Origin of the sequence: Aeromonas sp. FDAARGOS 1407 (assembly GCF_019048725.1) — a bacterium.
Taxonomy (GTDB): domain Bacteria; phylum Pseudomonadota; class Gammaproteobacteria; order Enterobacterales; family Aeromonadaceae; genus Aeromonas; species Aeromonas enteropelogenes.
This window is the reverse complement of record NZ_CP077399.1, coordinates 1,738,098-1,762,500: the sequence shown is the minus strand read 5'-3', so window position 1 is coordinate 1,762,500 and position 24,403 is coordinate 1,738,098. Positions and strand designations below refer to the sequence as shown.

Genomic DNA, 24,403 nt, shown 5'->3' with positions numbered 1-24,403 from the left:
ATTCTACTCAACCACCTTCTCGAGTCAAGCCTTATTTTCACAGACTTTTCGAGGTTACCGACCGGCTTGTTTGCGTTGCCGCTTGCCGTGTCGATGGAGGCGCATTATAGAGAGATTGATCACATTGGCAAGGGCCCCAATGCAATAAAATTGCAAAAAAGCGCACTTTTTTAGTTATTCATATCAACACACAGGCTTTATACAACCTTATCCACAACCAACCTGCTTTTAGATTAAATATGCAGCAGCGCAGCACTCTCCAGGCCCGTCCACCCAGCTCATCGGCAGGACTCCGATGATAGAAGGCTTATGCCAATCCGGCTTCCTGCACCCAACGGGCGATCAGTTCCCCGGCCGGTAGCTCACGACAACCCGACACATTCTGCCCAGCCCACAATGGCGAGAAGCCGCTGTCTCCCGCTTTTTCTGCCGCCGCACGCAGCGGCGCCAGAGCGCCACCGGCATAGGGGAAATCGGGCGCCAAGTCTGACAGGGGCCCTAGTTCTTGCATCAAGCGATTGACGATGCCTCTGGCCGGACGGCCGCTGAACAAATTGGTCAGGGCGGTATGATGGCTGTTGGGAGAATGTAGCGCCGCCCGATGCAACGCCGAGGTGGTGGCCTCCTGGCTGCACAAAAATGCCGTCCCCATCTGCACCGCGCTCGCTCCCAGCGCCAGCGCCGCCTGAATGCCTTTACCATCGACGATCCCTCCTGCGGCAATCACCGGCAGATCGACTGCTTCTACTATCTGCGGCAACAGGGTGAAGGTGCCCTGCTGCAGGTCGAGATCGTCGGATAGGAAATGGCCACGGTGGCCGCCGGCCTCCTGCCCCTGGGCGATGATGGCATTGGTACCATGGCGGGCCAACCACTTCGCCTCGGCCACTGTGGTGGCGCTGGCCAGTACGCACGCCCCCGTGGCTTTCACCCGGGCCAGCAGTTCGGGCTCGGGCAGACCGAAGTGAAAACTGACGACCGCCGGTTTGAACTCTGCAAGCAGGGCTGCATGTTCGGCATTGAAGGGAGCCCGGCTTGGAGCTGCTACTGCCTCGTCTGCACGGATGCCCAATTCTGCGTAGTAAGATGCCAGAGCCTGCTGCCAGCGCAGCATCTGCTGCGAGTCAGGGTCAGCTTGCCGATGGCAGAAGAAATTGACATTGAAGGGGGCGTCAGTTGCGGCGCGGATAGCCGACAGTGCTTTATATAGTTGTTCGGCATTGAGCATGGCGGCCGGCAATGAGCCCAGCGCGCCGGCACGGCAGGCGGCGATGACCAGGCTATGATCCTGCACACCCGCCATGGGTGCCTGAATGATGGGGTAACGCAGCCCCAATTTGACAAACCGGTTCATGGGCTGGCCTCCTCGTTGGTCTGGAGAGGAGTGTCGGCGCACTGGCAACGAGCCAGCACAATGGCGCCCTCAATGGCCGCGCGAGCTTGCGGGCTGTTCTGCCAACAGGTCGAGCCCAGCATGCCGGCCACCAGCGTGACGATATGGCCACTATCGGCCTTCGCGAGTTCACTCAAACTGTGATAGCCCAGCTGTTCGAGTCGGCCAATCACGGTAGGCCCGACTCCCTTTACGCCGAGCAGCAGGGCACGTTCCTGCGCCGAAAACTGTTTCATCTCGCCCATGGTTCAGATTCCTTTCCGAAGGTGGTGTGTGCACATCAGGCCCGCGAGGAGCCTGATGTGGGGGTATCAACGAACGCTGCGCAGCAGGAAGTCCGGCTGGCCACAGGAGCGGCGTTCTCGTGTTTGCATCTCGTCCGAGCAGGGAACCGCCTCCGTCCCTTCCTTATTGATGCAGACATAGATCTCCCGCAGGAAACGCCCCCCGTCGGCGCAGGCGATCGTGATGTTGTCCGGCGCCAGCCAGTCGTTGGCCGTGGCCAGATCCGCCTTGAGCTGGAAGCGGCTCTTGCGCAGCGGCTCGGCGGGATACTGATAGGCGGCCGGGATGTTCACCCGCTGGCGCAGGTCGCTGGCCAGCTGATGGAACTGCTGCTGGGTCAGACCGGAGCAGGTGCCGTGCTTCTCCCACTCATGGCGATAGAGAAAACGGCTGGGATAGAGCCCGGGGAAGGCCTCCTCCATCCCGGGATTTACGCCGAGCAGCAGGGCACGTTCCTGCGCCGAAAACTGTTTCATCTCGCCCATGGTTCAGATTCCTTTCCGAAGGTGGTGTGTGCACATCAGGCCCGCGAGGAGCCTGATGTGGGGGTATCAACGAACGCTGCGCAGCAGGAAGTCCGGCTGGCCACAGGAGCGGCGTTCTCGTGTTTGCATCTCGTCCGAGCAGGGAACCGCCTCCGTCCCTTCCTTATTGATGCAGACATAGATCTCCCGTAGGAAACGCCCCCCGTCGGCGCAGGCGATCGTGATGTTGTCCGGCGCCAGCCAGTCGTTGGCCGTGGCCAGATCCGCCTTGAGCTGGAAGCGGCTCTTGCGCAGCGGCTCGGCGGGATACTGATAGGCGGCCGGGATGTTCACCCGCTGGCGCAGGTCGCTGGCCAGCTGATGGAACTGCTGCTGGGTCAGACCGGAGCAGGTGCCGTGCTTCTCCCACTCATGGCGATAGAGAAAACGGCTGGGATAGAGCCCGGGGAAGGCCTCCTCCATCCCGGGATAGAGCTGCTCGCCGGTGCAGTTGCTCGGGTAGCCCCGCTGATATTGCGGCCAAAGCCCGTGCAGCACGAATCCCAGCTGGCGGGAGCACTGCTCCCGATCGGCCGGTTTTATCGCGCAATGCTGCGGCGACCAGGAGAGCGCCATGGCGTAATAGTCAAATTCCCCCGCCTCCCCTTTGGCCTGAACGGCAGCGGAGAACAGCAGGCCTCCCATCAGCAACCCAATCATCTTCTTCATTTTGGTGTTATTCCTCGCAGCCACTTGCGTTTGGGGATGCTCCAAATGTCACCCCTGTTGACCCATGCTCCCATATTAAAGCGGCAGGCAACAGCCACCCTGGGCCGGAACGTGACAAGGGTCAGACCAGTGAGGGGTTTCCCAAGGCGATATCGAGGCGTAAGCTGGCCAACCGGTAGACTCCCCGTCCACCAGCTGACAATCCTTCATGGCAACCACAGGATGTAACATGATCCGCAAGAATCCCTCCGGCCACCTGCCGGTCATCGACGAATCTGCCTATATCGACAAGACCGCCATCATCTGCGGCAAGGTGATCATCAAAGAGAATGTGTTCGTCGGCCCCTATGCGGTGATCCGTGCCGACGAGGTGGATGAGAGCGGCGACATGGAGCCCATCATCATCGGCGCCAACTCCAATATTCAGGACGGGGTGGTGATCCACTCCAAATCCGGCGCTGCCGTCACCATAGGCGAATACAGCTCCATCGCCCATCGCTCCATCGTGCATGGCCCCTGCGAGGTGGGTAATCGGGTCTTCATCGGTTTCAATACCGTGCTGTTCAACTGCCATATCGGTGACGGCGCCGTGGTGCGTCACAACTCGGTCATTGATGGCTGCGATCTGCCGCCGGAGTTTTATGTCCCCTCCACCACCCGCATCAACCAGCAGAGTGATCTGACCCACATCCCCCGGGTGTCGGTCGATGCCGCCGAATTCTCGGAAGACGTGGCCCACACCAACATCGATCTGGTCAAAGGCTACAAGGCGCTCTCCAACGAGTTCTGAGGCAGGCCAATCCTGCGATGAAAAACGGGCGCCGCAGCGCCCGTTGCTATTTATGGTTCGTGCTTATGGTGAACACTTCTTCAGACTGATATGCCAGTTGGCCCCTGACTCCACCTGATATTTGGTGGCAAAGCTATCCATGTTGAGGGCCACAGAGACCTGCAGCAGGCTGTTGAGGTAGACCAGCGGCTGCCCTTCCGGCACATCGCCAAAGCTGCTGACGTAGGGGGCCTTGCCATCATATTTGACGACATCCCCCTGGCTAATCGCGATGCAGGCGGTGTCTCCCTTGCCGATCCCGGCTTTGGTCAACAGGGCATCGTCGATATTGGTCCAGACGTTGCCATATTGCACATCCAGAATGGGGATGGTGCCCTTGAGGGTGCCATCCTTCTCGGCCACCGCAGCTTGATAGGGGATAGTCACCACCTCGGCGGGCAGTTTGGGCCCCACCTGCTCGTAACTGATGGTGCCGGAGGCAAGCCGGGCCCCGGTATAGGCGTAAACATCGCGGCCGTGGAAGGTGTAAGACTTTTCGGACCCCTTGAGGCGATTGCGCTTCTCATCGATCTGGCGCACCTGATCGATGCCGAAGTGCTCGGCCACCAGAGTCAGGGTGCCGTTGTCCGGCGAGACGATATAGTGGCCACTCTTGGTCTTGAGCACGACCGACTTGCGATCCGTGCCCACGCCGGGATCCACCACACTGACGAAGACGGTGCCCTTCGGCCAATATTGCAGGCTCTGATAGAGGCGATAGGAGGCTTCCCAGATGTTGTAAGCCGGGATCTCGTGGGTCAGGTCATAGAGCGGCAGGGTACGATCCACCCCGAAGGCCACCCCCTTCATGGCCGACACGGCGCCATCCTTGAGACCGAAATCGGTCTGAAACACCAGCGCCTCGTTGGCAGCGGCGACACCGCTGGTCAACATAAAAGCGAGAGCAAGGGCGCGAGGAGCGGTACGAATGTCCATATTGAATCTCCTGAATCTGGTGGACACGAAGAAAATGGCGACACCATTTGGCCAACCAGACTGTCACTATCGGGATCGCTTGCAAGGAAAAAGCCGTAAAGTGAGTCCTGGCTCGCAGAAAAATTGCTCATCAAACGGCCAGTCGATACCCTCAAGCGACTGACCCCCCCCACATTGTTCATTGCAGGAGGCGTTGCTATGCCCTTATCCACACCCCGCACTGACAGCCTGCTGCTGGAGATCGGTGAAAAGAGCAGCCTGGTCCGCCTTGATCTGTGGGACGCCACCCTTTCCCCAATTTCGCTGACCTTTGGCATTCGCGCCATCCAGCCCGGTCCCTTCAGACATGCCCCGCCCACCCCGCTCGAACTGGAGCGCGCCATCATGGTGGTGGAGGATGAGCTGATGCGCATCGCCCCCCGGATCCCGCCCGGAGTGCCGCTGGCGGTACGCAGCCAGCCTTCACTGGCGCCAGTGCTGGGGGCGCACCAACTGAGCCGGGAGCACATCGAGCTGCTCTTCGGCCAGTTGGCCGCCATGGCGGAAGGGGATCCCCTCGCCGCCAGCCAGCTGCCACGGGATGCCGATTTTGCTGCAACGCTGCTGATCATCCGGGAGTGGCTGCATCATCTGGCCAGCGACAGCGTCATCCTCATCGAATAACCGATCGCTTCAGCCTGGGGCAAGGATTGACAGTGGATTCTAGCGGGGTGCCGGTGGCATATACTCCAGCCACACGGACTTCATTTCCGATCAGTGCTGTACTTGACTCATCACACTCATTCCCGAGGAGAAGCCCCGGCCATGATCCGGAACCAGGTTCGCTTTCATCATCCCAAACCGGCACTGCTGGGAGTGATCCTGCTTATCCTGACCGGCCTTGCTTGCGTGTTCTACTACACCTATCTGAACATCCGTCACGACATGGACCTCATCACGGCCAAGCAAGACAACGTGTTCGAGGTTTTCTACCAGCGGGCCAAGATCCTCAAGGTGGAGAACATCACCCACTATCTCGAACAGCACCACGCTCTGGAGCAAGGGAACCCCAAGAGTGAAGAGGGCACCAACTACCTCTATGGCTACGATATCGAGAGCAAGGCCCGCTTTGCCGATATCCCGCTGCAATATCCGGCCGCCAATATTCTCAACACCTTCCGCTATGCCCTCTCCTATCCGGAGGTCATCAATATCTATACCATCTGGAATGACTACCGGCTGATCGGTATGGTGGCCAATGACGATGTGCTGCCGACCAAACTGACGCCCATTGGCTCCAATATGAGGGCGTTTGCGCCCTGGCATCACTATTTTGGCTGCACCGAGTTCATCACCAAGCACAAGCTGTGCAGTAAGGACGAGGCGTTCGTCTCGGATATCGAGGTTGACAGTTTCACCCTGCGCAACACCATAGTGATGTTCTTCCCCTTCGTGCTGGAGCAAAAGAGAAGCGATACCAAATATGGGTTGCTCGGGATCGACATCGCCGTCGACAAAGCCTTCGAGGATGTGTTGCGCCCGTTCAACGAACTCAACCCGACACGCACCTCCATCTCCTTTGATGCTGCCAAGCCCTGCCCCGCCAGACATATCTGCCTGAGCCAGCCCTTTATGCGCACCAAGGCCGGGACCATTCTCTACCTCAAATGGGCATATTCCTGGCTCGACTTCATCAAGGTGACGCTGCACAGTGCCGCCTTCAAGGTCTATCTGATCCTGTTGCTGCTGATCATGGTCATCGGCAAGCAGCTCTACCAGCGCGTGCGTACCCTGGCCTATACCGATCAGCTGACCCGCTTGCCAAGGCGCGATGTGCTTAACCCGGCACGGTTACACGAGCACGACTACCTGATGCTGCTGGATATCGACAACTTCAAGTCAATCAATGACATCTATGGCCACAACGCGGGCGATCAAGCGCTGGCCGCCTTCGCCCGCCACCTCGAGGACAATACCCGCAAGATAGATACCGCCATCCGCTGGGGAGGCGAAGAGTTTATCGTGCTGTTCAAGGGGATGGGGGATGATGACATGATGCGCCACTCGGCGGCCCGCTTGCTGGCCAAGCCACTGGCGATCCCTGCCTTGCCGACCCCCATCACCTTCTCGGCCGGCATCATCCGCATTCGCGACTATCTGACGGTCTCGGAGGCCGTACACCTGGCCGACGAGCTGCTCTATCACGTCAAACAGCACGGCAAGCACAATATCGCCTGGTATGAGGGGCAGGAGATCCGCCTGATCCGCGAGCCCTCTGCCCAGCCAGCTTCTGCCGATGAGGCGGCTCTGCTACCATCGCGGCCATTGTAATTGGCTTGATCGTGGCCGCCGGCCGCGATAACCCCTATCTGGTGCCCTTATGTCTATTGCTTCTTTTGCCGAACTGGCTCTCTCCCCCCAACTGCTTCAGACCCTGAACGAACTGGGCTATGCCGCCCCAACCCCTATTCAGGCTCGGGCGATCCCCGCCATTCTGGCGGGGCGGGATCTGCTGGCCGGCGCCCAGACCGGTACCGGCAAAACCGCCGCCTTTGTGCTGCCGCTGATTGAACAGTTGCAGAAGGCCCCCGCCGGCGAGATGCGCCCGGTGCGCGCCCTGGTGCTGGTACCGACCCGCGAGCTGGCGGTGCAGGTGCAAGAGAGCGTCGCGCGCTATGCCAAGGGCACAGATCTCACCAGCACCCTCGTCTACGGCGGGGTCAGCATCGCCGCCCAGGTGGAGGCACTCAAATCGGGTGTGGATATCCTGATCGCCACCCCGGGCCGTCTGCTCGATCACCTGCGCCACGGGGCGGTGAGCCTCAACGCCGTGGCCCACCTGGTGTTTGACGAGGCCGACAGGATGCTCGACATGGGCTTTATGGACGAAATCAAGGCGCTGCTCAAATACCTGCCAAAGGATCGCCAGACCCTGCTCTTCTCGGCCACCTGCGATGACAACCTGTTTGCCTTGAGCAAGGTATTGCTGCGCGACCCCGAACTGATTGAAGTGGCATCGCGCAACACCACGGCAGCCGAGGTGGAGCAGCGTGTCTATGCGGTGGACAGCGATCGCAAGGTGGAACTGATCGAACACCTTATCAAGGTGAAAGGGTGGGCGCCGGCGCTGATCTTCAGCCGCACCCGCCAGGGGGCCGACAAGCTGGCCCAGCAGCTTGGCAAGAGGGGCATCAATGCGCTGGCCTTCCACGGGGACTTGTCGCAAAGCGCACGGGAGAAGGTATTGATCGAGTTTCGCGCCGGCACCCTGCAGGCCCTGGTGGCCACCGACGTGGCGGCGCGCGGGCTCGATATCAGCGATCTCAACTATGTGATTAACATGGAGTTTCCCTTTGTGGCCGAGGACTACGTGCACCGCATCGGCCGCACCGGCCGCGCCGGCAACAAGGGGCTCGCCATCACGCTGTTCAGCCCGGAGGACACGCCACTACTGGAAAAAGTCGAGGCGGTGCTCGACACCCGATTGCCCCAGCAGTGGTTCCCGGGCTTTGAGCCGGATCTCACCCGCGATATCCCCACCCCGCGCAGCAATAGCAAAGGGGCCCAGAAGCAGAAGGCCAGACGCCAGGCTCTGGGGGGCAATAAAGGCAGCAAAGGACGGCGCTAACCCCCGCCTCGCCCCCCCATAAAAAGAACGCCCAATCGGGCGTTTTTTTACTGGCACTTTGGCCTCTTGTTCGGGACACCCACTTTTCCGACTATTTGGGGGACTATTTGGGAACCCCCTCCTTTTTACCTCGTCGGCCCCCTTTTTTGGGACACCCACTTTTCTACCTATCTCTGTAGTGAAGACCGGGCTCATCGGCTGGTGGTGTGGTTTCAGCAGGATACAGCCAGAATCGTCACCATTTCAGGGCTAGATATGGAAGGTGCCGACAGAAGAGCCAGATAACGGCCAGCCAATGACGCTGGTGTCATGGGACATACCAGGTTGCAGGTGGATTTGGAGTGAAATCAGTGAATTGGCTGATGACATCGTCGCTGCCCACAGTGGTGGGCGTAGCGCTCACGGGCCACACCGTGACCGATGGCCCGGATACCGCTTCGTTTAAACAGCATCACCTGCTTGAGCCAGTCTTCACCGTCGAGTTGCAGCCGTTGCAAGATGGGGGAAAGCACCTCGGGAATATAACCCCGCTTGTCACCCCGGATGGCACGGCCGGTCCAGTCAACCAAAGCCAAATAGTCGGTGAAGGGGCAGAGGAGTGACCTGGGTTCACCCTTCTGAGCAAACGGGAGCAGCAGGGGCGGCAATTCGGTGGTTTGAGCACGGCCGAGGCGCTGGCTGATGCTGGTGTAGTCGCTCTCCTCCGGTGTCTCAGCCAACTTGGCGCGAATGGGATTGAGCTCCACATAGGCCATGCAGGCGAGCAGCGCCGACTCCGTCAGCAGGGCTTGGCTCTTGAAGCGCCCCTCCCAGAAGTGGCCCTTGCAGCTATCTTCTTGATTGGCTTGGCGAGCCAGCCCCTCGTTGAGCAGGCGAATGAACCAGCTGATGGAGTAGAGTCGACCACGCCACTTTTCTATCAACCCTTGTACCACCGTGAGCTCTGGCTCAATCAGGGCATCCCCCTGATACCAGCGTCGCACCAGCAGCGGCCACTGGAACAGCCCGGCCCATCGCTCGGCCACCTCCCGCTCGCTCCAGCCCTGCGCCTGCTCTGCATCCACTTTCAGCACCAGATGATAGTGGTTGCTCATCACGGCATAGGCGCAGATGCCGATGGCAAAGAGCCGCGACAGCTGGCCCAGCCTGTCCACCACCCACTGACGGCGATGCTCGTAACTCTGCCCCGAGTAGGCATCTTCCCCACACAGGAAAGCCCGCCGCACGCAGCGGCTCACCACGTGGTAGTAGGGCGTATCCTGCAGACTGATTTGACGTGAACGGGCGATGGTCATGGCAAGTTCCCTCTGCGTTTCGGTTAAGCCAAGCAGAGCCTCACACGGCTGTCAAAAAGGTGGGTGTCCCAGAATCTTTCAGAATCTTTCTTCCAGAATCTTTCTTTTTGAACTCTCAATTAGATATCTGATAATAATGCTCTGTAACGTTTACCTGAGCAGATGCTTTTGGTAAATCGTGGATGAAAAGACCACCCGCATAACGGGTGGTCTTTTCATTATCTTCGGATAAACCAGAGAGATTTAACTCACAACACCAATCACCCCAGCGGCGGCGTGCGCGGCGGCACCTGGCGCTTGCTGCCGGTGGACTCGAAGGCCGAGGCAACGCGCAGCAGGTTGTTGTCGTCATAGGCGCGACCGGCGAAGGTCAGGCCCACCGGCATGCCGATATCGGCCATCACGCCCATGGGGACGGTAACGGTCGGCACGCCGAGGTGGCGGATGGCGAGGTTGCCGTTGGCAACCCAGATGCCGTTGCTCCAGGCGATATCGGCGGAGGCCGGATTCACGTCCGCGTCAGCCGGGCCCACGTCGGCCACGGTCGGGAACAGTACGGCGTCGAGCTTGAGCCCGTCCATCCAGTCCTCCAGATCCAGCTTGCGGGTCTGCTCCAGCCCACGCAGACCGTCCGGCACTGTGGGGATCTCGTCCCAAGATTTCAGGCCGCGCTTGGCCATGTTGACGTACTCGTCCATGCCGGCGGCGAGATCCCCCTCGCGGTTCGGCAGGGTGCCGGGATCGTGGGGGAAGATCTTGGGCCCGTCGACATCGGCGAGTTTATTGAGCTTGGGATCGCCGTTGGCACGCAGGAAGTCGTCAAACGCCCAGCCGGAGAGCTCCCACAGCTCGTCGTTAAGGAATTCCGGGGTGACGATGCCGCGATTGAACACGGTGGGCGCACCCGGTCTGTCCCCTTCGCAGTTGGAGACCAGCGGGAAGTCCACTTCGATGACCTCGGCGCCGGCGGCTTCCAGCGCCTTGCGCGCGTCTTCCCAGAGGGCAATCACGGAGTCGCGGGTATGGATGCGCTGACCGGTCGGGCCGCCGATGCCGGGGTGCTCGCTGGTGCCCGCCAGTTCATCCTTGTTGATAAACATGCGCGGCACGCCGAGGCGCTTGCCCTTGAGGGCATCGCTCTTGGCGGCCAGATCCAGATAGGAAGCCGGGCGCACCTCGGAAGCCTTGGGGATCTTGACCCAGGGCTGCAGGCGCCAGAGATCACCACGGGTCTCGGCATCGTCGGCGACCACCACATCCAGCACTTCCAAGAGATCGCTCATGGTGCGGGCATAGGGCACCACCACGTCCATGGTCGGGGTCAGCGGCCAGTTGCCGCGCACCGAGATGACACCGCGGGACGGGGTGTAGGCACACAGGCCGTTGTTGGAGGCCGGGCCCCGGCCGCTCGACCAGGTCTCTTCCGCCAGACCAAAGGCGGCGAAGCTGGCCGCGGTGGCGGTGCCGGCACCGTTGGAGGAGCCGGAGGCAAAGGGCGCGGTCAGGTAGTCGGCGTTGTAAGGGCTCTCGGCGCGGCCATAGACGCCGCGCTGCATGCCGCCGTTGGCCATGGGCGGCATATTGGTTTTGCCCAGGCAAATGGCACCGGCGGCGCGCAGCCGCTCTATGGTGAAGGCGTCACGCTGGGCCACCAGATCTTTAAACGCCGGGCTGCCGGAGGCGGCGGTCAGCCCCTTGACCAGGTAGCTGTCTTTGGCGGTATAGGGGATGCCGTCCAGCGGCCCCAGGGTCTCGCCACGGGCGCGGCGCGCATCGGAAGCTTGCGCCTCTTTCAGGGCATCGGGGTTGCGCACCACGACAGCGTTGAGGCGGGTTTCGGTCTCGGGGCCATCATAAGCCTCGATGCGGGCCAGGTAGGCCTTGACCAGTTCGACCGCCGTGGTGCGGCCGGATTCGAGCGCGGCACGCAGCTCGGCAATGGAAACTTCAGTCACTTCGATCATTGGGGATCTCCTGTAAAAGGGTGACGGTTTGGCGATATCCGCGCAGCGGAGCAGACACCGCGTTGTGATTGCTTGCGAGGGTAGCCGCTGCTTAGCTATGTTCGGCCACCCACTTATCGAGAGATAAAACCCCACGGCGTGGGGTTTGGTCTATCACTCTTCCCCGTGGCTTATTTGCCGGAGGGGATCTGCTGGGTAATACAGTGGATATTGCCACCGCCCAGCAGGATCTCGCGGGCCGGCACGCCGACCACTGTGTGCTGCGGGAAAATCTCTTCCAGAATGCGCTGGGCCTCGCCGTCTGTGGTGGCGTCCAGCAGCGGGTAGACGATGCGATCGTTGGTGATAAGGAAGTTCACGTAGGAGCCGGCCAGACGGCCTTCCGCTTCGCGCGGCACACCGGTACCGCTCTCGACACCGGCGGATTCTTCCTCAGTGCAGAACAGCGGGCCCGGCTGGGGCAGCTTCCAGATTTTGAGCTTGCGACCCTTGGCGTCGACGGCGGCCTCGAGCACCTTGAGGGCGGCCACGGAGCGGGCGTACTGGGGATCGGTCTCGTCGTCGGTCCAGTGCAGGGCCACTTCACCCGGGCGAACGAAGCAGCACATGTTGTCGATATGGCCGTCGGTTTCGTCCATATAGACGCCCTCGTCCAGCCAGATAAAGCTGGTGACGCCGAGATAATCGCGAAGGTGTGCTTCGATCTGCTCCTTGATGAGATCCGGATTGCGGTTTTCGTTGAGCAGGCACTCGGCGGTGGTCATGCAGGTGCCTTCGCCGTCGACGTGGATGGAGCCCCCTTCCAGAATGAGCGGCGCGTCGTAGCGATCCATGCCGTGCTGTTCCAGCATCCGGGCCGCCACTTTTTCGTCCTGATCCCACGGATAGTAGAGACCACCCTTGTGGCCGCCCCAGGCATTGAAGCCCCAGTCCACGCCGCGGCACTCACCGGCCGCGTTGGTGACTATGGTGGGGCCGGTGTCGCGGGCCCAGCAGTCATCGCTGTTCATCTCGACCAAAGTGACGTGGGCGGGCATGACGGCGCGCGCCTGCTCCATAAACTGGGCAGGAACACCCATAAAGACCGGGGTAGCTTGCCCGATGGCGTCAGCTACCTTGGCGAAGGTGGCCTGGGCGAAGCGGCCGGCGACGCGCCAGTTGTCCGGGCGAAACGGCCAAATCATCCAGACAGCTTGCTGATGCGCCCACTCGGCGGGCATGGTGAAGCCGTCGGCGGCCGGAGTGGAGTTGATGGTCTTGATGCTCATCGCAAGGCTCCTTGCATGGATTGAGGCCCCCCTATTTGCACGGGAACCTGGGAAAAATAAGAGTGGGTCGCAGTGTAAAAAGTTGTACGCCCATCCATCAAATGAATAGGATGGATTGTCCCATAAACACTGCAAATAATCTTGATGAAACTGCACCAGCTCGACCTCAATCTGCTGCTCGCCTTTGACGCCCTGATGACACAGGGCAGCGTCACCCGCGCCGCCGAAACCCTGTTTATCAGCCAGCCCGCCATGAGCCACGCCCTCGGTCGGCTGCGTACCTTTTTCGGCGACCCGCTACTGGTGCGCACCCCGCAGGGCATGCTGCCCACGCCGCGCGCCCAGCGGCTGCATCTGGGGGTACAGCAGGCGCTGCGGCTGCTGGAGCAACAGCTCAGTGAAGAAGAGGAGTTCGAGCCGCGCCACTCCAAGCGGCGCTTTGTGCTCTGCACCACGGACTACGTGGAGTGCGTGCTGATCCCACCCCTTATCCAGCGCCTCAAGGTGCTGGCGCCCGGGGTTACCATCGAGATCCGCATCCTGCGCGACACCTTGCCCGAAGCCGAGTTGGCGAGCGGCGAGATAGACCTGGTGCTGGGGTTTGACGAATACATGCAGGTGCCGGGGTATCTGGGCAAGGAGACCTGGCTCACCGAGCCCCTGGCCGGCCTGGTGCGCGCCGATCTGTCCATCCCCAAATCGGCCCCCGCAGGAACAGAGGATGACCCCTCCAGGTGGGAGGAACGCATCACCCTGCAGCAGCTGATCGCGATGCCCCACGTATTCCACTCGCCGCTCGGCACCTCGGAGGCGAGCCTGGATCGCTACCTCAAGAGCTTGGGCTTTAGTCGCACCATCTCGGTCAACAGCCAGAGCTATATGTCCGCCGCCGCCATCGTCAGCCAGAGCGACCACCTGCTGGTGCTGCCGAGCATGGTGGCCGAACTGCTCGCCAGCCACTGGCCACTGAAAAGCCTGCCGCTGCCACAAGACGTGCCGGACTACCACCTCAACTGCGTCTGGCACCCCGTGCATGCGCAGCAACCGGCATTGGTGTGGCTAAAAGAGTTGATGAAGGAGTTGGTGAACCCGCGATAACCGCCTCCTAAAAACAACAATGGCTCCCTGGGGAGCCATTGTTGTTGCTGCGTCTGTCATCACGCCCGCAGGGCATTTATCAGCTGGGTGACGACCCCGTCGAGCAGGGGGCGATCCGGGCGGCACTGAGCAAAGGTGACCAGGCCCTGAATATTGATCAGCAAGAAGGCGGTCAGGGTCGGGATATCCCGCTCGGCCGCCAGCTCACCGAGAACCTGGGCCTGTTTCAGCTGCGCCGCCAGATCCTGTTCCATTTCGCCATAGATGACCTTCACTCGCTGGATCAGCTCCTCGTCCTGCTCGCTCAGCTCCATCATGGTACGAGTCACCAGGCAGGTACCGCAGAGGGCCTCACTCACCACCCGCTCGAGATAGGCGGCTAGCCCAGCCAGGGGGCTGGGGTTGTCGAGCAACGCGCGGCGCTGGGCACGTTTGCCCTCCACGTAATGATCCACCGCCGCCAGCAGCAAGCCGCGTTTGTTGCCAAAGGCGCCGTAGATGCTGCCCGGGTGCAGGCCGGTAGCGGCCACTAGCTCCTGCATGGTGGTCTTGGCATATCCCTTGGCACGAAATGCCTCCATGGCGTTTCGCAACACCTCGTCCCGATCAAACTCGGCAATACGCATGGATCCTCCCCTGGGAAATGGTTCACCGGCAAGGGCGCTGACACCTGCCGATTCAAGAGTGCTTGGCAAAGGGCGGCAAGTTTACCCCAGCAGCAGGGCAAGGCCAACCATGTTGAATGAGCATTCAAAAAAAAGCTTGCGCCCGTCCGCAAAAACGAATTGAATGCACATTCAAGAATAACTCGCTCAGGACAATCTATCATGAACACCCTGTTTCAGCCGTATCGTCTCAACGACACCATCACCCTCGCCAATCGCTTCATGATGGCGCCCCTGACTCGCTGCATGGCGGGCCCCGGCCTGGTACCGACCGAGCAGATGGCGGCCTACTACGCCCGGCGCGCCGATATCGGCCTTATCATCTCGGAAGCCGTCATCATTCGCCCGGACGGTCAGGGCTATCCCAACACCCCGGGTCTTTTCAGCGAGGCCCAGATCGAGGGCTGGAAGAAGGTGACCGGCGCCGTGCACGCCAAGGGTGGCAAGATCTTCGCCCAGCTGTGGCATGTGGGTCGCCTCTCCCACCCCTTCTTTCACCACGGCGAGGTGCTGGCCCCCTCTGCGGTTGCCCATGAAGGCACAGTGCCGCGCATACGCGAGCTGACCTATCAGGTGCCCCGCGCCCTGACCCTGGCCGAGATCGCCCAGCTGGTGCAGGATTATGCCCAGGCCGCCGCCAACGCCATCGAGGCGGGCTTCGACGGGGTCGAGATCCACGGCGCTAACGGCTACCTCATCGACCAGTTCCTGCACCACTCCTCCAACCTGCGCAGCGATGAGTACGGTGGCAACCCGGCCAACATGAGCCGCTTCGCGCTGGAGGTGGTGGATGCCATCAGCGCGCGCATCGGTGGTGAGCGGGTCGGCCTGCGCCTCTCCCCAGGGGCCTATGTTCACCTGGCGGGCAGCCCGGAAGATCGCGCCGTGTTCGACCATCTGCTGGCCGAGCTGAACCAGCGCACGCTGGCTTATATCCACCTCGGGATCTTCGATGACAGCCTGACCTTCGACTATCTGGATGGTCGCGCCTCCGACTACCTGCGCAGCCACTATCAGGGCAATCTGGTGGGGGTTGGCAACTACAGCGCCGAGACGGCAGCTCAAGCCATCAAGGCCGAGCGCTTCGATCTGGTGGCCATCGGCCGACCGCTGATCGCCAACCCGGACTATCTCGACAAGGTGAAGAATGGCGAGGCGCTGGTGCCCTATGCCGAGACCATGCTGGCTGAGCTGGTGTAACGGGCAAGCCACTGCAAAGTGCAGATAACAACGAGGGGAGCCATGGCTCCCCTCATGTCATTGCTATTGCCGACGGTTAGTTGGTGCGAAACAGCGCCTCGATGGAGAGCCCCTGACTCAGCAGGATCTCCCGCAGACGGCGCAGCCCCTCCACCTGGATCTGGCGCACCCGCTCGCGGGTCAGGCCAATCTCGGCCCCCACGTCTTCCAGGGTGGCGGGCTCGTAACCGAGCAGGCCGAAACGGCGGGCCAGCACCTCGCGCTGCTTGGGATTCAGCTCCTCCAGCCAGTGCACAATGCTGGCGCGCATGTCATCATCCTGGGATTCCAGCTCGGGCCCCATGCCCCGCTCATCGGAGAGCACATCCAGCAGCGCCTTGTCGCGATCGCCGCCGATGGGGGTATCCACCGAGGTGATCTTCTCGTTGAGCTTGAGCATGCGGTTCACGTCATCCACCGAACGATCCAGCGCCTGGGCGATGTCCTCGGCGGTCGGCTCGTGGTCGAGACGGTGGGAGAGCTCGCGCGCGGTGCGCAGGTAGACGTTCAGCTCCTTGACTACATGGATGGGCAGACGGATTGTGCGGGTCTGGTTCATGATGGCCCGCTCTATGGTCTGGCGGATCCACCAGGTGGCATAGGTGGAGAAACGGAAGCCGCGCTCGGGATCGAACTTCTCGACGGCGCGGATGAGACCGAGGTTGCCCTCTTCGATGAGATCCAGCAGCACCAGGCCGCGGTTGTTGTAGCGACGGGCAATCTTGACGACCAGACGCAGGTTGGACTCGATCATGCGCTTGCGGGCGGCTTTGTCACCCCGCAAGGCACGACGGGCGTAATAGACTTCTTCTTCGGCGGTGAGGAGGGGGGAGAAGCCAATCTCCCCCAGATAGAGCTGGGTGGCGTCCATCACCTTGTTCAGTTCCGGTGCCAGCAACTCATCGGAGATAGTCTCTTCCGCCTCGGCGGCTACCTCCTGCAACTCCTCTACCTCTTGAGACTCGGATTCGGCGTCAAACTCTAATTCTGCATCCTGCATTACCAGTTGTTCTTGGCTCATGGTGTGTCTCCCTGACGTTACCAGAGTAAGACAGACTCTCTGGGATTAACGCTTTGGCAAATAGCTCATCGGATTGATCGACTTGCCTCTGTACCGGATCTCGAAATGCAATCGCACATCCGGCGCGTCCGTGCTGCCCATGTTGGCAATCACTGTTCCTCCCTTGACGCTATCCCCTTCCCGTACCTTCAACTCGTCGTTGTGGGCATAGGCGGAAAGATAGTCATCATCATGCTTGAGGATGATCAGCTTGCCATAACCCCTCAGTGCACTACCGGCATACACCACCTTGCCGCCGCTGGCGGCGTAGACGGGTTGCCCCTTCTGGCCGGCGATGTCGATCCCCTTGTTGCCCTGTTCGGCAACGGAGAAACCTTCAACAATCCGGCCTTTGGCGGGCCAGTGCCACGCCAGTCGTGACTGGGAGCTGGTTGTTTTTTGTTCTTTTGCCTGAGCGTATGCTTTCGGTGGAGCCTCGGCAACGGATTTCTGAGAAACGAACGGCGTGGTCTGACCAGCACTACCACTCGCCCCTGCCGGACGCTGGGTCACAGGTTTGGTGGCCGCAACCATCTGGGGAGCCGTATTGGCGGCTGATTGCACGGTGAGCACCTGACCCGGTTGCAGCGCATAGGGAGCGCTCAGATTGTTGCGCTGGGCCAGCTCCTGGGGCGTGGTACCGAACTGGCGACCAATGCTGCTCAGGGTATCGCCACGGCGTACCTGATAGGTGCTGGTGCTGCGGCTGGCCATGGCGCCGGAGCTGGACGCATCGAGGCGCAACTGCTGGCCCGGATAGATGTTGTAGGGAGGACTGATGCCGTTGAGGCTGGCCAGCGACGGCACATCATTGCCCGAATTGAAGGCGATGGAGTAAAGGGTATCTCCCCGCTTTACCACATAGCTGCTGCCTGTGATGGGCGCGCGGTTCGGAGTCCCCGCCTGGCGAACCGGGATGGTCGAGACAAAGGGGTCGCCTCCCACACCATCCACCGGAGCCGCATTTTTACTGGAGGAGCAGGCAAGCAGCAGCCATGAGAGCATGACCACACTGCTTCCTTGCCAAATACGCGAACGCATAATGGATCCTTAACGACTAAACCAGATATAGGCCACGACGGCCAGACCGATACAGAGCCAACCGAGCACATCCACATAGTGCATCAGCTTGCGTTCCATCTTCTCCCCGCCCCAGCGCATCAGGCCCGCAACAAGGAAGAAGCGCATACCACGCCCGATCAGCGAGGTGATGATGAAGGGCACCAGAGCCATTTGCAACAGTCCGGCGGTCACGGTGAATACCTTGTAAGGGATGGGCGTGAAACTGGCAATAAAAATGACCCAGATACCCCACTGTTCGAACCACTGGCGAGCGATGGCGATCTTGCCTTCGTAACCGACGGAGGCCACCAGCGGCTGGACCACGGGATCCCACAGGGCATAACCCAGGGCATAGCCAAACAGGGCGCCCAGTACGGAGAAGAGGGTCGCCAGAGTGGCGAAATGCCACGCCTTGTGCGGCTTGGCCAGCGCCATGGGGGCCAGCATCACATCCACCGGGATGGGCCAGAACACCGACTCGATAAAGGCAGTGACAGAGAGATACCAGGGGGCGTATTTGTGGCGCGCCCACTGCATCACCATCACGTACAAACGGGAAAACAGCTTCACTCAACATCTCCATCTATCAAGGGAACAAAGCGCACCGGTTCCAGGATCCGGCTGGTCAGCTGGGAACCGGCGCGCTCAATCAGTTGCAGGGTTTGCTGCTTGTCGCCCACCGGCAACACCAGACGCCCCCCTTCGGCCAGCTGGTCGGTGAGGGCCGCGGGGATCTCGCTCGCCGCGGCGGTGACCAGAATGGCATCAAACGGCCCTTTGCTGGGCCAACCCAGCCAGCCGTTGCCGTGCTTGGCCGAGACATTGTGCAGATCGAGCTGGCGCAGACGGCGCCTGGCCTGGAACTGCAGCGACTTGATCCGCTCGACCGTGTAAACATGCTCCACCAGATGGGCGAGGATCGCCGTCTGGTACCCTGAGCCAGTGCCAATCTCCAGCACGTGAGCCGGATTGTTCTGCATCAGCAGTTCGGTCATCCGCGCCACCATGTAAGGTTGCGAGATGGTCTGGCCGTGGCCGATGGGCAGGGCGGTATTATCCCAGGCCTTGTGCGCCATGGCCTCGTCCACGAACAGCTGGCGCGGCACTTTCGCGATCGCCGCCAACACGCGAAAATCGCGAATATCCTGTGCAATGAGTTGATTTAAAAGGCGCTGAACTATCACACCCTCATCCCTGCATATCTAGCCATGCACCCAGCCCAGCCAGACTGTCGTAAGCAGTCATGTCGATGGTCAAGGGAGTAATCGAGACATAACCCTGTTCGATGGCGGCAAAGTCGGTGCCATCGCCCGCATCCTGCTGGCTGCCGGGAGGACCAATCCAGTAGATGGGCTGGCCGCGGGGATCCTCGGTGCAAATCACCGACTCCGCCCGGTGGCGGTTGCCAAGGCGGGTCACCCTGATCCCCTTGATCTGGTCGAGGGGCAGATCCGGCACATTGACGTTGAGGATCTGGTCGGCAGGCAACGGATACTTCATCAACCCCTTCACCAGCAGGGCCGCATAGTGGGCCGCCGTGGCAAAATGGGTCTTGCCCACCAGGGAGATGGCGATGGAGGGATACCCCAGGTGGCGCCCCTCGGTGGCGGCCGCCACCGTCCCCGAGTAGATGACATCATCCCCCAGGTTGGCACCGTGGTTGATCCCCGCCACCACCATGTCGGGCTCAGGGCGGACCAGCTCGTTGACTGCCAGATGCACGCAGTCGGTCGGCGTCCCCTTCACCGCATGAAACCCGGTCTCGCCGATGCGGGTGACCCGCAGCGGCACTTCCAGGGTCAGGGAGTGGCTGGCGCCACTGCGGTTGCGATCCGGCGCCACCACAATGACCTCACCACAGGCGCCCAGCGCCTCGCTGAGGACACGAATGCCCTCGGCATGCACACCATCGTCATTACTGACCAGAATTCGCATCGGTCTGCTTCCTGAAACCATGATCGGCCTCTTCGGCCTGCATTAATTCCCGCACCACGCTGGTGGCAAAGGCGCCCGCCGGCAGGAAGAACGACAGGGTCAGCGCATCGCCTTCCAGCTGCCAGCTCATCTGTTCCGGCTTGAGCAGCAGCGGACGCCTGTCCTGATCCAGCCCGGCCTTCTCCAGCCCCTCGCACCAGTCGCTGTAAGGCGCCAGCACTCCCTGCTCGAATTCGGCTGCTGCTCCCTGGCTCGCTAGCCGGCCGCGACCCCACATGGGGGCGGTCAGCTGCACGTCACCGGCGGCGAGGCGCGCTGCCAGCTCGGGGGTCACGCTCTCTTCGCTGAAGATGGAGTGGCTGCCCCTCAGCATCACGCAGTCACCGGCCAGCAGCTGGTGTGCCAGCCCCTGCTCGATGCGGGCGCTGACGATGGCGTTGAACAGCATGCTGCGGGCGGCGGAGAGGTAGAGGGAGCGCTTGTTGCGATCCTTGATCCGCTTGCCGGCAAACATCGCCTTGGCCGCTTCCAGGTTGTTGCCTTCCCGGCCAAAACGCTGCTCGCCGTAATAGTTCGGCACCCCTTGGGCGGCAATGGCCTGCAGGCGGGACTCCAGCCCGTCGGCCTGGGTCAAACCGGTCAGGCGCAGGGTGAAGTTGTTGCCCTTGAGGTAGCCCACCCGCAGTTTGCGGTTGTGGCGTTTGGCCTCCAGAATCTGGATGCTGTCGCTCTCGATGACCGACAAGTCCGGCTCGGCCTTGCCCGGCAGGTGGATGCCGAACCACTGCTCGGTCACCGCGTGGCGATCCTTCAGGCCTGCCCAGGTCACTGCATTGTGCGCGACCCCGGCGGCATCGGCCAGCAGCCCCGCCACCCAGGCGGTGTTCTCGCCGGTTTTGCGCACCCGCACGAAGATGTGCTCCCCTTCCCCGCAAGGCTCGAACCCGAGATCCTCGATCACCACGAAATCGCTGGCCTCGGCCTTGAGGATGCCGTGGGCGGTGGGGGTTCCGTGCAGATAGTTAAGCTGTTCCAACATTATTGTTTCACCAGTAAGACGACGGCTTCGGTGGCGATCCCTTCCTTGCGCCCCGTGAATCCCAGTTGTTCGGTGGTGGTCGCCTTGACGTTCACCCGGTTCAAATCACACTGCAGATCGGCGGCCAGCACGGCGCACATGGCGTCGATGTGGGGAGCCATCTTGGGGGCCTGGGCGATGATGGTCACGTCCAGGTTGCCGATGGCATAACCCGCCCGCTGCACCCGGGCAAAGACATCCCGCAGCAGGATGCGGCTGTCGATCCCCTTGAATTGCGCGGCGGTATCGGGGAAGTGGCGACCGATGTCACCAGCGCCGATGGCACCGAGCAGGGCATCGCTCACCGCATGCAGCACCACATCCCCATCGGAGTGGGCCAGCAGACCCTGTTCATACGGCACCGCGACCCCGCCCAGCATGCAGGGGCCTTCCCCGCCAAATTTGTGTACATCAAAACCATGTCCAATCCGGATCATGTGCGCTCCTTGTTTGGGCCTATTTGTTCGAATTCGCGGGCTATGCCTGCTGGCTTAAAAACAGCCCGGCCAGGGAGAGATCCTCCGGCCGGGTCACCTTGATATTGTCGGCGCGCCCTTCCACCATGCGCACCGGGAAGCCGGCCCGCTCCATGGCGGAGGCCTCGTCGGTAATGGTGGCCCCCAGCATCAGCCCCTCTTCCAGCGCCCGCTTGAGGGTGCGGGTGGGGAACATCTGCGGGGTGAGGGCATGCCACAGCTGTTCACGCTCGACGGTGGCGATGATGTTGCCCGCGGCATCCGAGCGCTTCATGGTATCGCGCACCCGGCTGCCGAGGATGGCCCCACCGCAGTTCATGGCGGTGGCAATCAGGGCATCGAGATCCCCGTGGGTCAGGCAGGGACGGGCAGCATCGTGCACCAGCACCCACTCCCCCTCGGCCACCTGGAGGGCATTGAGAACAGAAAAGGCGCGTTCGGCGCCTCCTTCGACCCGGATGATTCGGGGATCGGCGGCGACGGGCAGGCTCTCGAACCAGGGGTCATGGGGCGCCAGCGCCACTATCACCCGCTCGATGGCGGGATGTGAGAGCAGGCGCGCCAGGGTGTGTTCCAGAATAGTCTGCCCCGCCAGCTGCAGGTACTGCTTCGGGCAGTCGGCCCCCATCCGGCTGCCAATCCCGGCGGCCGGCACGATCGCCGTCAGACCGAAGGCGCGGCTTGCATCAGTCATGGTAGGGCTCATCGTCCGGTACTGTCTCTTTGTCTTTCTCTTTGGGGATGATCCGGTAGAAGGTCTCCCCCTGCTTGATATAACCCAGATCGTTGCGCGACAGCTCCTCGATGGCCTCAAGGCCCGAGGTGAGATCATCTATTTCGCGGTAAATGAGGTCGTTACGATCCTTGAGGGCCTGGTTGTCCCGCTCTTGTTGCGAGATCGCATCCGACAGGTTCTGGTAATCGGACAGCCCGTTCTTCCCCAGCCAGAGGTCATATTGCAGGCCCCCCAGCAGGAGGAGCAGGATCAGGGTGAATAGGCGCATGCTCTAGGTCTCCTTCAGGGGGCCTAGTGTCCCATATTCGGTGGCAAGACAAAAGAAAGCCAGCACCCGGGAACCCGGGTTAGCGCATAAAAAAAGTCCGAAGATGAACCAGATAACAACAAGCCCCGCCAAACCGGGACAAGGGTACCGAAGTGGTACTCCCTGACCGGGGCGGGGCCGAGGGGCGTCAGACTGCCTCGAAGATTAGTTGACCGCGACCGGGGCTCCTTCGCTGGCAGCCGGGGTGTTGAACTCCTCTTCCGCCTCGTTGAATCGCTCCAGCATGGCCTTGGAAGGCGCTTCGCCAAGCAGGCTGCCAATCACGATGGCAATGCTGGCGAAGACGAAGCCCGGGATGATCTCATACAGACCCAGCCAGCCGTACTGCTTCCAGACGATGACGGTGACCGCGCCCACCAGCATGCCGGCCAGGGCGCCATTGCGGGTCATGCGCGGCCACAGCACGGAGAAGAGTACCACGGGGCCGAAGGCGGCACCGAAGCCTGCCCAGGCGTAGCTCACCAGCCCCAGCACCCGGTTTTCCGGGTTCATGGCGACCGCGATGGCCACCAGGGCGATGGCCAGCACCATCAGGCGGCCGACCCACACCAGTTCGCGCTGGGAGGCGTTCTTGCGCAAGAACGGCTTGTAGAGATCCTCGGTGATGGCGCTGGAGCAGACCAGCAGCTGGCAGCTCAAGGTACTCATCACCGCCGCCAGGATGGCGGAGAGCAGCACACCGGCGATCCAGGGGTTGAACAGCAGCTTGGAGAGTTCGATGAAGACCCGCTCCGGGTTGCCGGTAACGCCGGCGGCCACTTCCGGGAAGCGGCCGAAGTAGGCCAGACCGAAGAAGCCGATGGCCACGGCGCCGGCCAGGCAGAAGATCATCCAGGTCATGCTGATGCGACGGGCGCTGGCCATGGAGTGGTGGGAGTCCGCCGCCATGAAGCGCGCCAGGATGTGCGGCTGACCGAAGTAGCCCAGACCCCAGGCCATCAGGGAGACGATGGCGATCACGTCCAGGTTCTTGAACATGTCGAGGTTGCTGGCGCTCTTGGCCGCCACTTCCACCATGGCGCTGTCGATGCCGCCCACGGCGATGATGACGAACACCGGGGTGAGGATCAGGGCGAAGATCATCAGGGTCGCCTGCACAGTGTCGGTCCAGCTCACCGCGAGGAAGCCGCCGAAGAAGGTATAGGTGATGGTGGCTGCGGCACCGACCCAGAGGGCGGTGTTGTAATCCATGCCGAAAGTGCTCTCGAACAGGCGGGCACCGGCCACCACACCGGAGGCGCAGTAGATGGTGAAGAACAGCAGGATCACCAGGGCCGAGAGGATGCGCAGCACCTTGCTGTGATCCTCGAAGCGGTAGGTGAAGTAATCCGGCAGGGTCAGGGCGTTGCGGTTCTTCTCGGTGTGCACCCGCAGGCGGCCGGCCACCCAGCGCCAGTTGAGGTAGGCGCCGATGACCAGACCGATGGCGATCCAGCTCTCTGAGATACCGCTGATGAAGACTGCGCCAGGCAGGCCCATCAGCAGCCAGCCGCTCATGTCGGAAGCGCCGGCGGAGAGGGCGGTGACCCAGCTCCCCATGCGGCGGCCGCCGAGGATGTAGTCGTCGAAATTGCGGGTGGCGCGATAGGCAATAAAGCCGATCAGCACCATCCCGAGAATGTACACCAGGAAGGTGATTAACATGGGTGTGCTAGCTGTCATTCAAAACTCCGTTTCATGTAGCGTGACGGCCCGCTCTACCGACGGGCTCTTTCCTTAAAAACCGCCATAGCTTAATCAGCAGATCCCGTGAGCTCAATCATTTTTAACAAACACAAAACACAATAAAAACCTTTGTGCATCAACATATCCTCCAGGACAAGGGGATAAGTCACTATTTTATATTGCGGCAGTGGCCTCGCAGTCCCCACTCCAGACACGCCTCCATCTGGCTGGCATATCGGTGCATCGACCGGGCTCGCGACGCCGTATGTCACAGGGCACCAGGCAACAAAA

The 24,403-nt window shown here is 61.4% G+C and carries 24 protein-coding genes and 1 pseudogene; 6 read left to right on the top strand and 19 right to left on the bottom strand.

Annotation, left to right across the window (positions count from 1 at the left end; all coding sequences use genetic code 11):
* Window positions 1-307 precede the first annotated feature (307 nt).
* From I6L37_RS08565 to I6L37_RS08550, 4 genes and pseudogenes are all read right to left on the bottom strand, one after another.
* Window positions 308-1,354, bottom strand: coding sequence for a nitronate monooxygenase family protein (locus I6L37_RS08565; protein ID WP_216993781.1), 1,047 nt, complete (start codon window positions 1,352-1,354; stop codon window positions 308-310).
* Window positions 1,351-1,638 carry a helix-hairpin-helix domain-containing protein gene (locus tag I6L37_RS08560; RefSeq protein WP_216993780.1) on the bottom strand — a complete coding sequence of 96 codons (288 nt, stop codon included), beginning with the start codon at window positions 1,636-1,638 and terminating at the stop codon, window positions 1,351-1,353. The genes I6L37_RS08565 and I6L37_RS08560 overlap by 4 nt, the downstream gene beginning before the upstream one ends.
* A 66-nt stretch (window positions 1,639-1,704) precedes the next feature.
* Window positions 1,705-2,112: pseudogene (locus tag I6L37_RS08555) on the bottom strand (ribonuclease); the annotation flags it as partial.
* Window positions 2,113-2,229: 117 nt separating this feature from the next.
* Entirely contained in the window at window positions 2,230-2,871 is a 642-nt protein-coding gene (locus I6L37_RS08550; RefSeq protein ID WP_216993779.1) for a ribonuclease, read from the bottom strand.
* Between the two features lie 229 nt (window positions 2,872-3,100).
* Here I6L37_RS08550 and I6L37_RS08545 point away from each other — a divergent pair, with 229 nt between their 5' ends.
* Complete coding sequence (locus tag I6L37_RS08545) at window positions 3,101-3,661, top strand: carbonate dehydratase (RefSeq protein WP_026457421.1); 561 nt, start codon at window positions 3,101-3,103, stop codon at window positions 3,659-3,661.
* A gap of 63 nt (window positions 3,662-3,724) precedes the next feature.
* On the opposite strand, the gene I6L37_RS08540 is transcribed toward I6L37_RS08545, so the two are convergent.
* Window positions 3,725-4,636, bottom strand: coding sequence for an S-adenosyl-l-methionine hydroxide adenosyltransferase family protein (locus I6L37_RS08540; RefSeq protein ID WP_216993778.1), 912 nt, complete (start codon window positions 4,634-4,636; stop codon window positions 3,725-3,727).
* Between the two features lie 198 nt (window positions 4,637-4,834).
* Between I6L37_RS08540 and I6L37_RS08535 the strand changes: the two genes are divergently transcribed.
* The 3 genes from I6L37_RS08535 to I6L37_RS08525 all read left to right on the top strand — a co-directional run bounded on the left by I6L37_RS08535 (window position 4,835) and on the right by I6L37_RS08525 (window position 8,243).
* Window positions 4,835-5,299 (top strand): hypothetical protein, encoded by a 465-nt coding sequence (locus I6L37_RS08535; RefSeq protein WP_216993777.1) that lies wholly within the window; start codon window positions 4,835-4,837, stop codon window positions 5,297-5,299.
* Between the two features lie 141 nt (window positions 5,300-5,440).
* Window positions 5,441-6,946: a GGDEF domain-containing protein gene (locus I6L37_RS08530; protein WP_216993776.1), complete on the top strand. Its 1,506-nt coding sequence runs from the start codon at window positions 5,441-5,443 to the stop codon at window positions 6,944-6,946.
* A 49-nt stretch (window positions 6,947-6,995) separates the two neighbouring features.
* Window positions 6,996-8,243, top strand: a complete 1,248-nt coding sequence (locus I6L37_RS08525; protein ID WP_216993775.1) for a DEAD/DEAH box helicase — start codon at window positions 6,996-6,998, stop codon at window positions 8,241-8,243.
* A 347-nt stretch (window positions 8,244-8,590) separates the two neighbouring features.
* On the opposite strand, the gene I6L37_RS08520 is transcribed toward I6L37_RS08525, so the two are convergent.
* From I6L37_RS08520 to aguA, 3 genes are all read right to left on the bottom strand, one after another.
* Window positions 8,591-9,538 (bottom strand): transposase, encoded by a 948-nt coding sequence (locus tag I6L37_RS08520; RefSeq protein ID WP_216993774.1) that lies wholly within the window; start codon window positions 9,536-9,538, stop codon window positions 8,591-8,593.
* Between the two features lie 260 nt (window positions 9,539-9,798).
* Window positions 9,799-11,502: an amidase gene (locus I6L37_RS08515; RefSeq protein WP_216993773.1), complete on the bottom strand. Its 1,704-nt coding sequence runs from the start codon at window positions 11,500-11,502 to the stop codon at window positions 9,799-9,801.
* Between the two features lie 170 nt (window positions 11,503-11,672).
* Entirely contained in the window at window positions 11,673-12,770 is a 1,098-nt protein-coding gene (gene aguA / locus I6L37_RS08510) for an agmatine deiminase (RefSeq protein WP_216993772.1), read from the bottom strand.
* Window positions 12,771-12,914: 144 nt separating this feature from the next.
* Here aguA and I6L37_RS08505 point away from each other — a divergent pair, with 144 nt between their 5' ends.
* Window positions 12,915-13,868, top strand: a complete 954-nt coding sequence (locus I6L37_RS08505; RefSeq protein WP_216994139.1) for a LysR family transcriptional regulator — start codon at window positions 12,915-12,917, stop codon at window positions 13,866-13,868.
* 59 nt (window positions 13,869-13,927) lie between these two features.
* Here I6L37_RS08505 and I6L37_RS08500 read toward each other — a convergent pair whose 3' ends face one another.
* A complete protein-coding gene (locus I6L37_RS08500; protein ID WP_216993771.1) occupies window positions 13,928-14,494 on the bottom strand; it encodes a TetR/AcrR family transcriptional regulator in 567 nt (188 codons plus the stop codon).
* 201 nt (window positions 14,495-14,695) lie between these two features.
* Between I6L37_RS08500 and I6L37_RS08495 the strand changes: the two genes are divergently transcribed.
* On the top strand, window positions 14,696-15,733 hold the full coding sequence (locus I6L37_RS08495) for an alkene reductase (RefSeq protein ID WP_216993770.1): 1,038 nt from the start codon (window positions 14,696-14,698) through the stop codon (window positions 15,731-15,733).
* A 76-nt stretch (window positions 15,734-15,809) separates the two neighbouring features.
* Here the strand turns inward: I6L37_RS08495 and rpoS are convergent, their stop codons facing one another.
* The 10 genes from rpoS to putP all read right to left on the bottom strand — a co-directional run bounded on the left by rpoS (window position 15,810) and on the right by putP (window position 24,109).
* Window positions 15,810-16,793, bottom strand: a complete 984-nt coding sequence (rpoS, locus tag I6L37_RS08490) for an RNA polymerase sigma factor RpoS (protein WP_026456793.1) — start codon at window positions 16,791-16,793, stop codon at window positions 15,810-15,812.
* Window positions 16,794-16,838: 45 nt separating this feature from the next.
* Window positions 16,839-17,873: a LysM peptidoglycan-binding domain-containing protein gene (locus I6L37_RS08485; protein WP_042026880.1), complete on the bottom strand. Its 1,035-nt coding sequence runs from the start codon at window positions 17,871-17,873 to the stop codon at window positions 16,839-16,841.
* A gap of 9 nt (window positions 17,874-17,882) precedes the next feature.
* Window positions 17,883-18,464, bottom strand: a complete 582-nt coding sequence (locus I6L37_RS08480; protein ID WP_216993769.1) for a YqaA family protein — start codon at window positions 18,462-18,464, stop codon at window positions 17,883-17,885.
* On the bottom strand, window positions 18,461-19,078 hold the full coding sequence (locus I6L37_RS08475; protein WP_026456796.1) for a protein-L-isoaspartate(D-aspartate) O-methyltransferase: 618 nt from the start codon (window positions 19,076-19,078) through the stop codon (window positions 18,461-18,463). The genes I6L37_RS08480 and I6L37_RS08475 overlap by 4 nt, the downstream gene beginning before the upstream one ends.
* 4 nt (window positions 19,079-19,082) lie before the next feature.
* Window positions 19,083-19,829, bottom strand: a complete 747-nt coding sequence (gene surE, locus I6L37_RS08470) for a 5'/3'-nucleotidase SurE (RefSeq protein WP_042026881.1) — start codon at window positions 19,827-19,829, stop codon at window positions 19,083-19,085.
* Window positions 19,810-20,868 (bottom strand): tRNA pseudouridine(13) synthase TruD, encoded by a 1,059-nt coding sequence (gene truD, locus I6L37_RS08465; protein WP_216993768.1) that lies wholly within the window; start codon window positions 20,866-20,868, stop codon window positions 19,810-19,812. Before truD ends, surE begins: the two co-directional genes overlap by 20 nt.
* Complete coding sequence (ispF, locus tag I6L37_RS08460) at window positions 20,868-21,344, bottom strand: 2-C-methyl-D-erythritol 2,4-cyclodiphosphate synthase (RefSeq protein ID WP_124239531.1); 477 nt, start codon at window positions 21,342-21,344, stop codon at window positions 20,868-20,870. Before ispF ends, truD begins: the two co-directional genes overlap by 1 nt.
* Before the next feature lie 40 nt (window positions 21,345-21,384).
* Window positions 21,385-22,077 (bottom strand): 2-C-methyl-D-erythritol 4-phosphate cytidylyltransferase, encoded by a 693-nt coding sequence (ispD, locus tag I6L37_RS08455; protein ID WP_216993767.1) that lies wholly within the window; start codon window positions 22,075-22,077, stop codon window positions 21,385-21,387.
* Window positions 22,070-22,387 carry a cell division protein FtsB gene (gene ftsB, locus I6L37_RS08450; RefSeq protein ID WP_026458807.1) on the bottom strand — a complete coding sequence of 106 codons (318 nt, stop codon included), beginning with the start codon at window positions 22,385-22,387 and terminating at the stop codon, window positions 22,070-22,072. Before ftsB ends, ispD begins: the two co-directional genes overlap by 8 nt.
* Window positions 22,388-22,591: 204 nt before the next feature.
* Entirely contained in the window at window positions 22,592-24,109 is a 1,518-nt protein-coding gene (putP, locus tag I6L37_RS08445; protein ID WP_042071305.1) for a sodium/proline symporter PutP, read from the bottom strand.
* Between the last annotated feature and the right edge of the window lie 294 nt (window positions 24,110-24,403).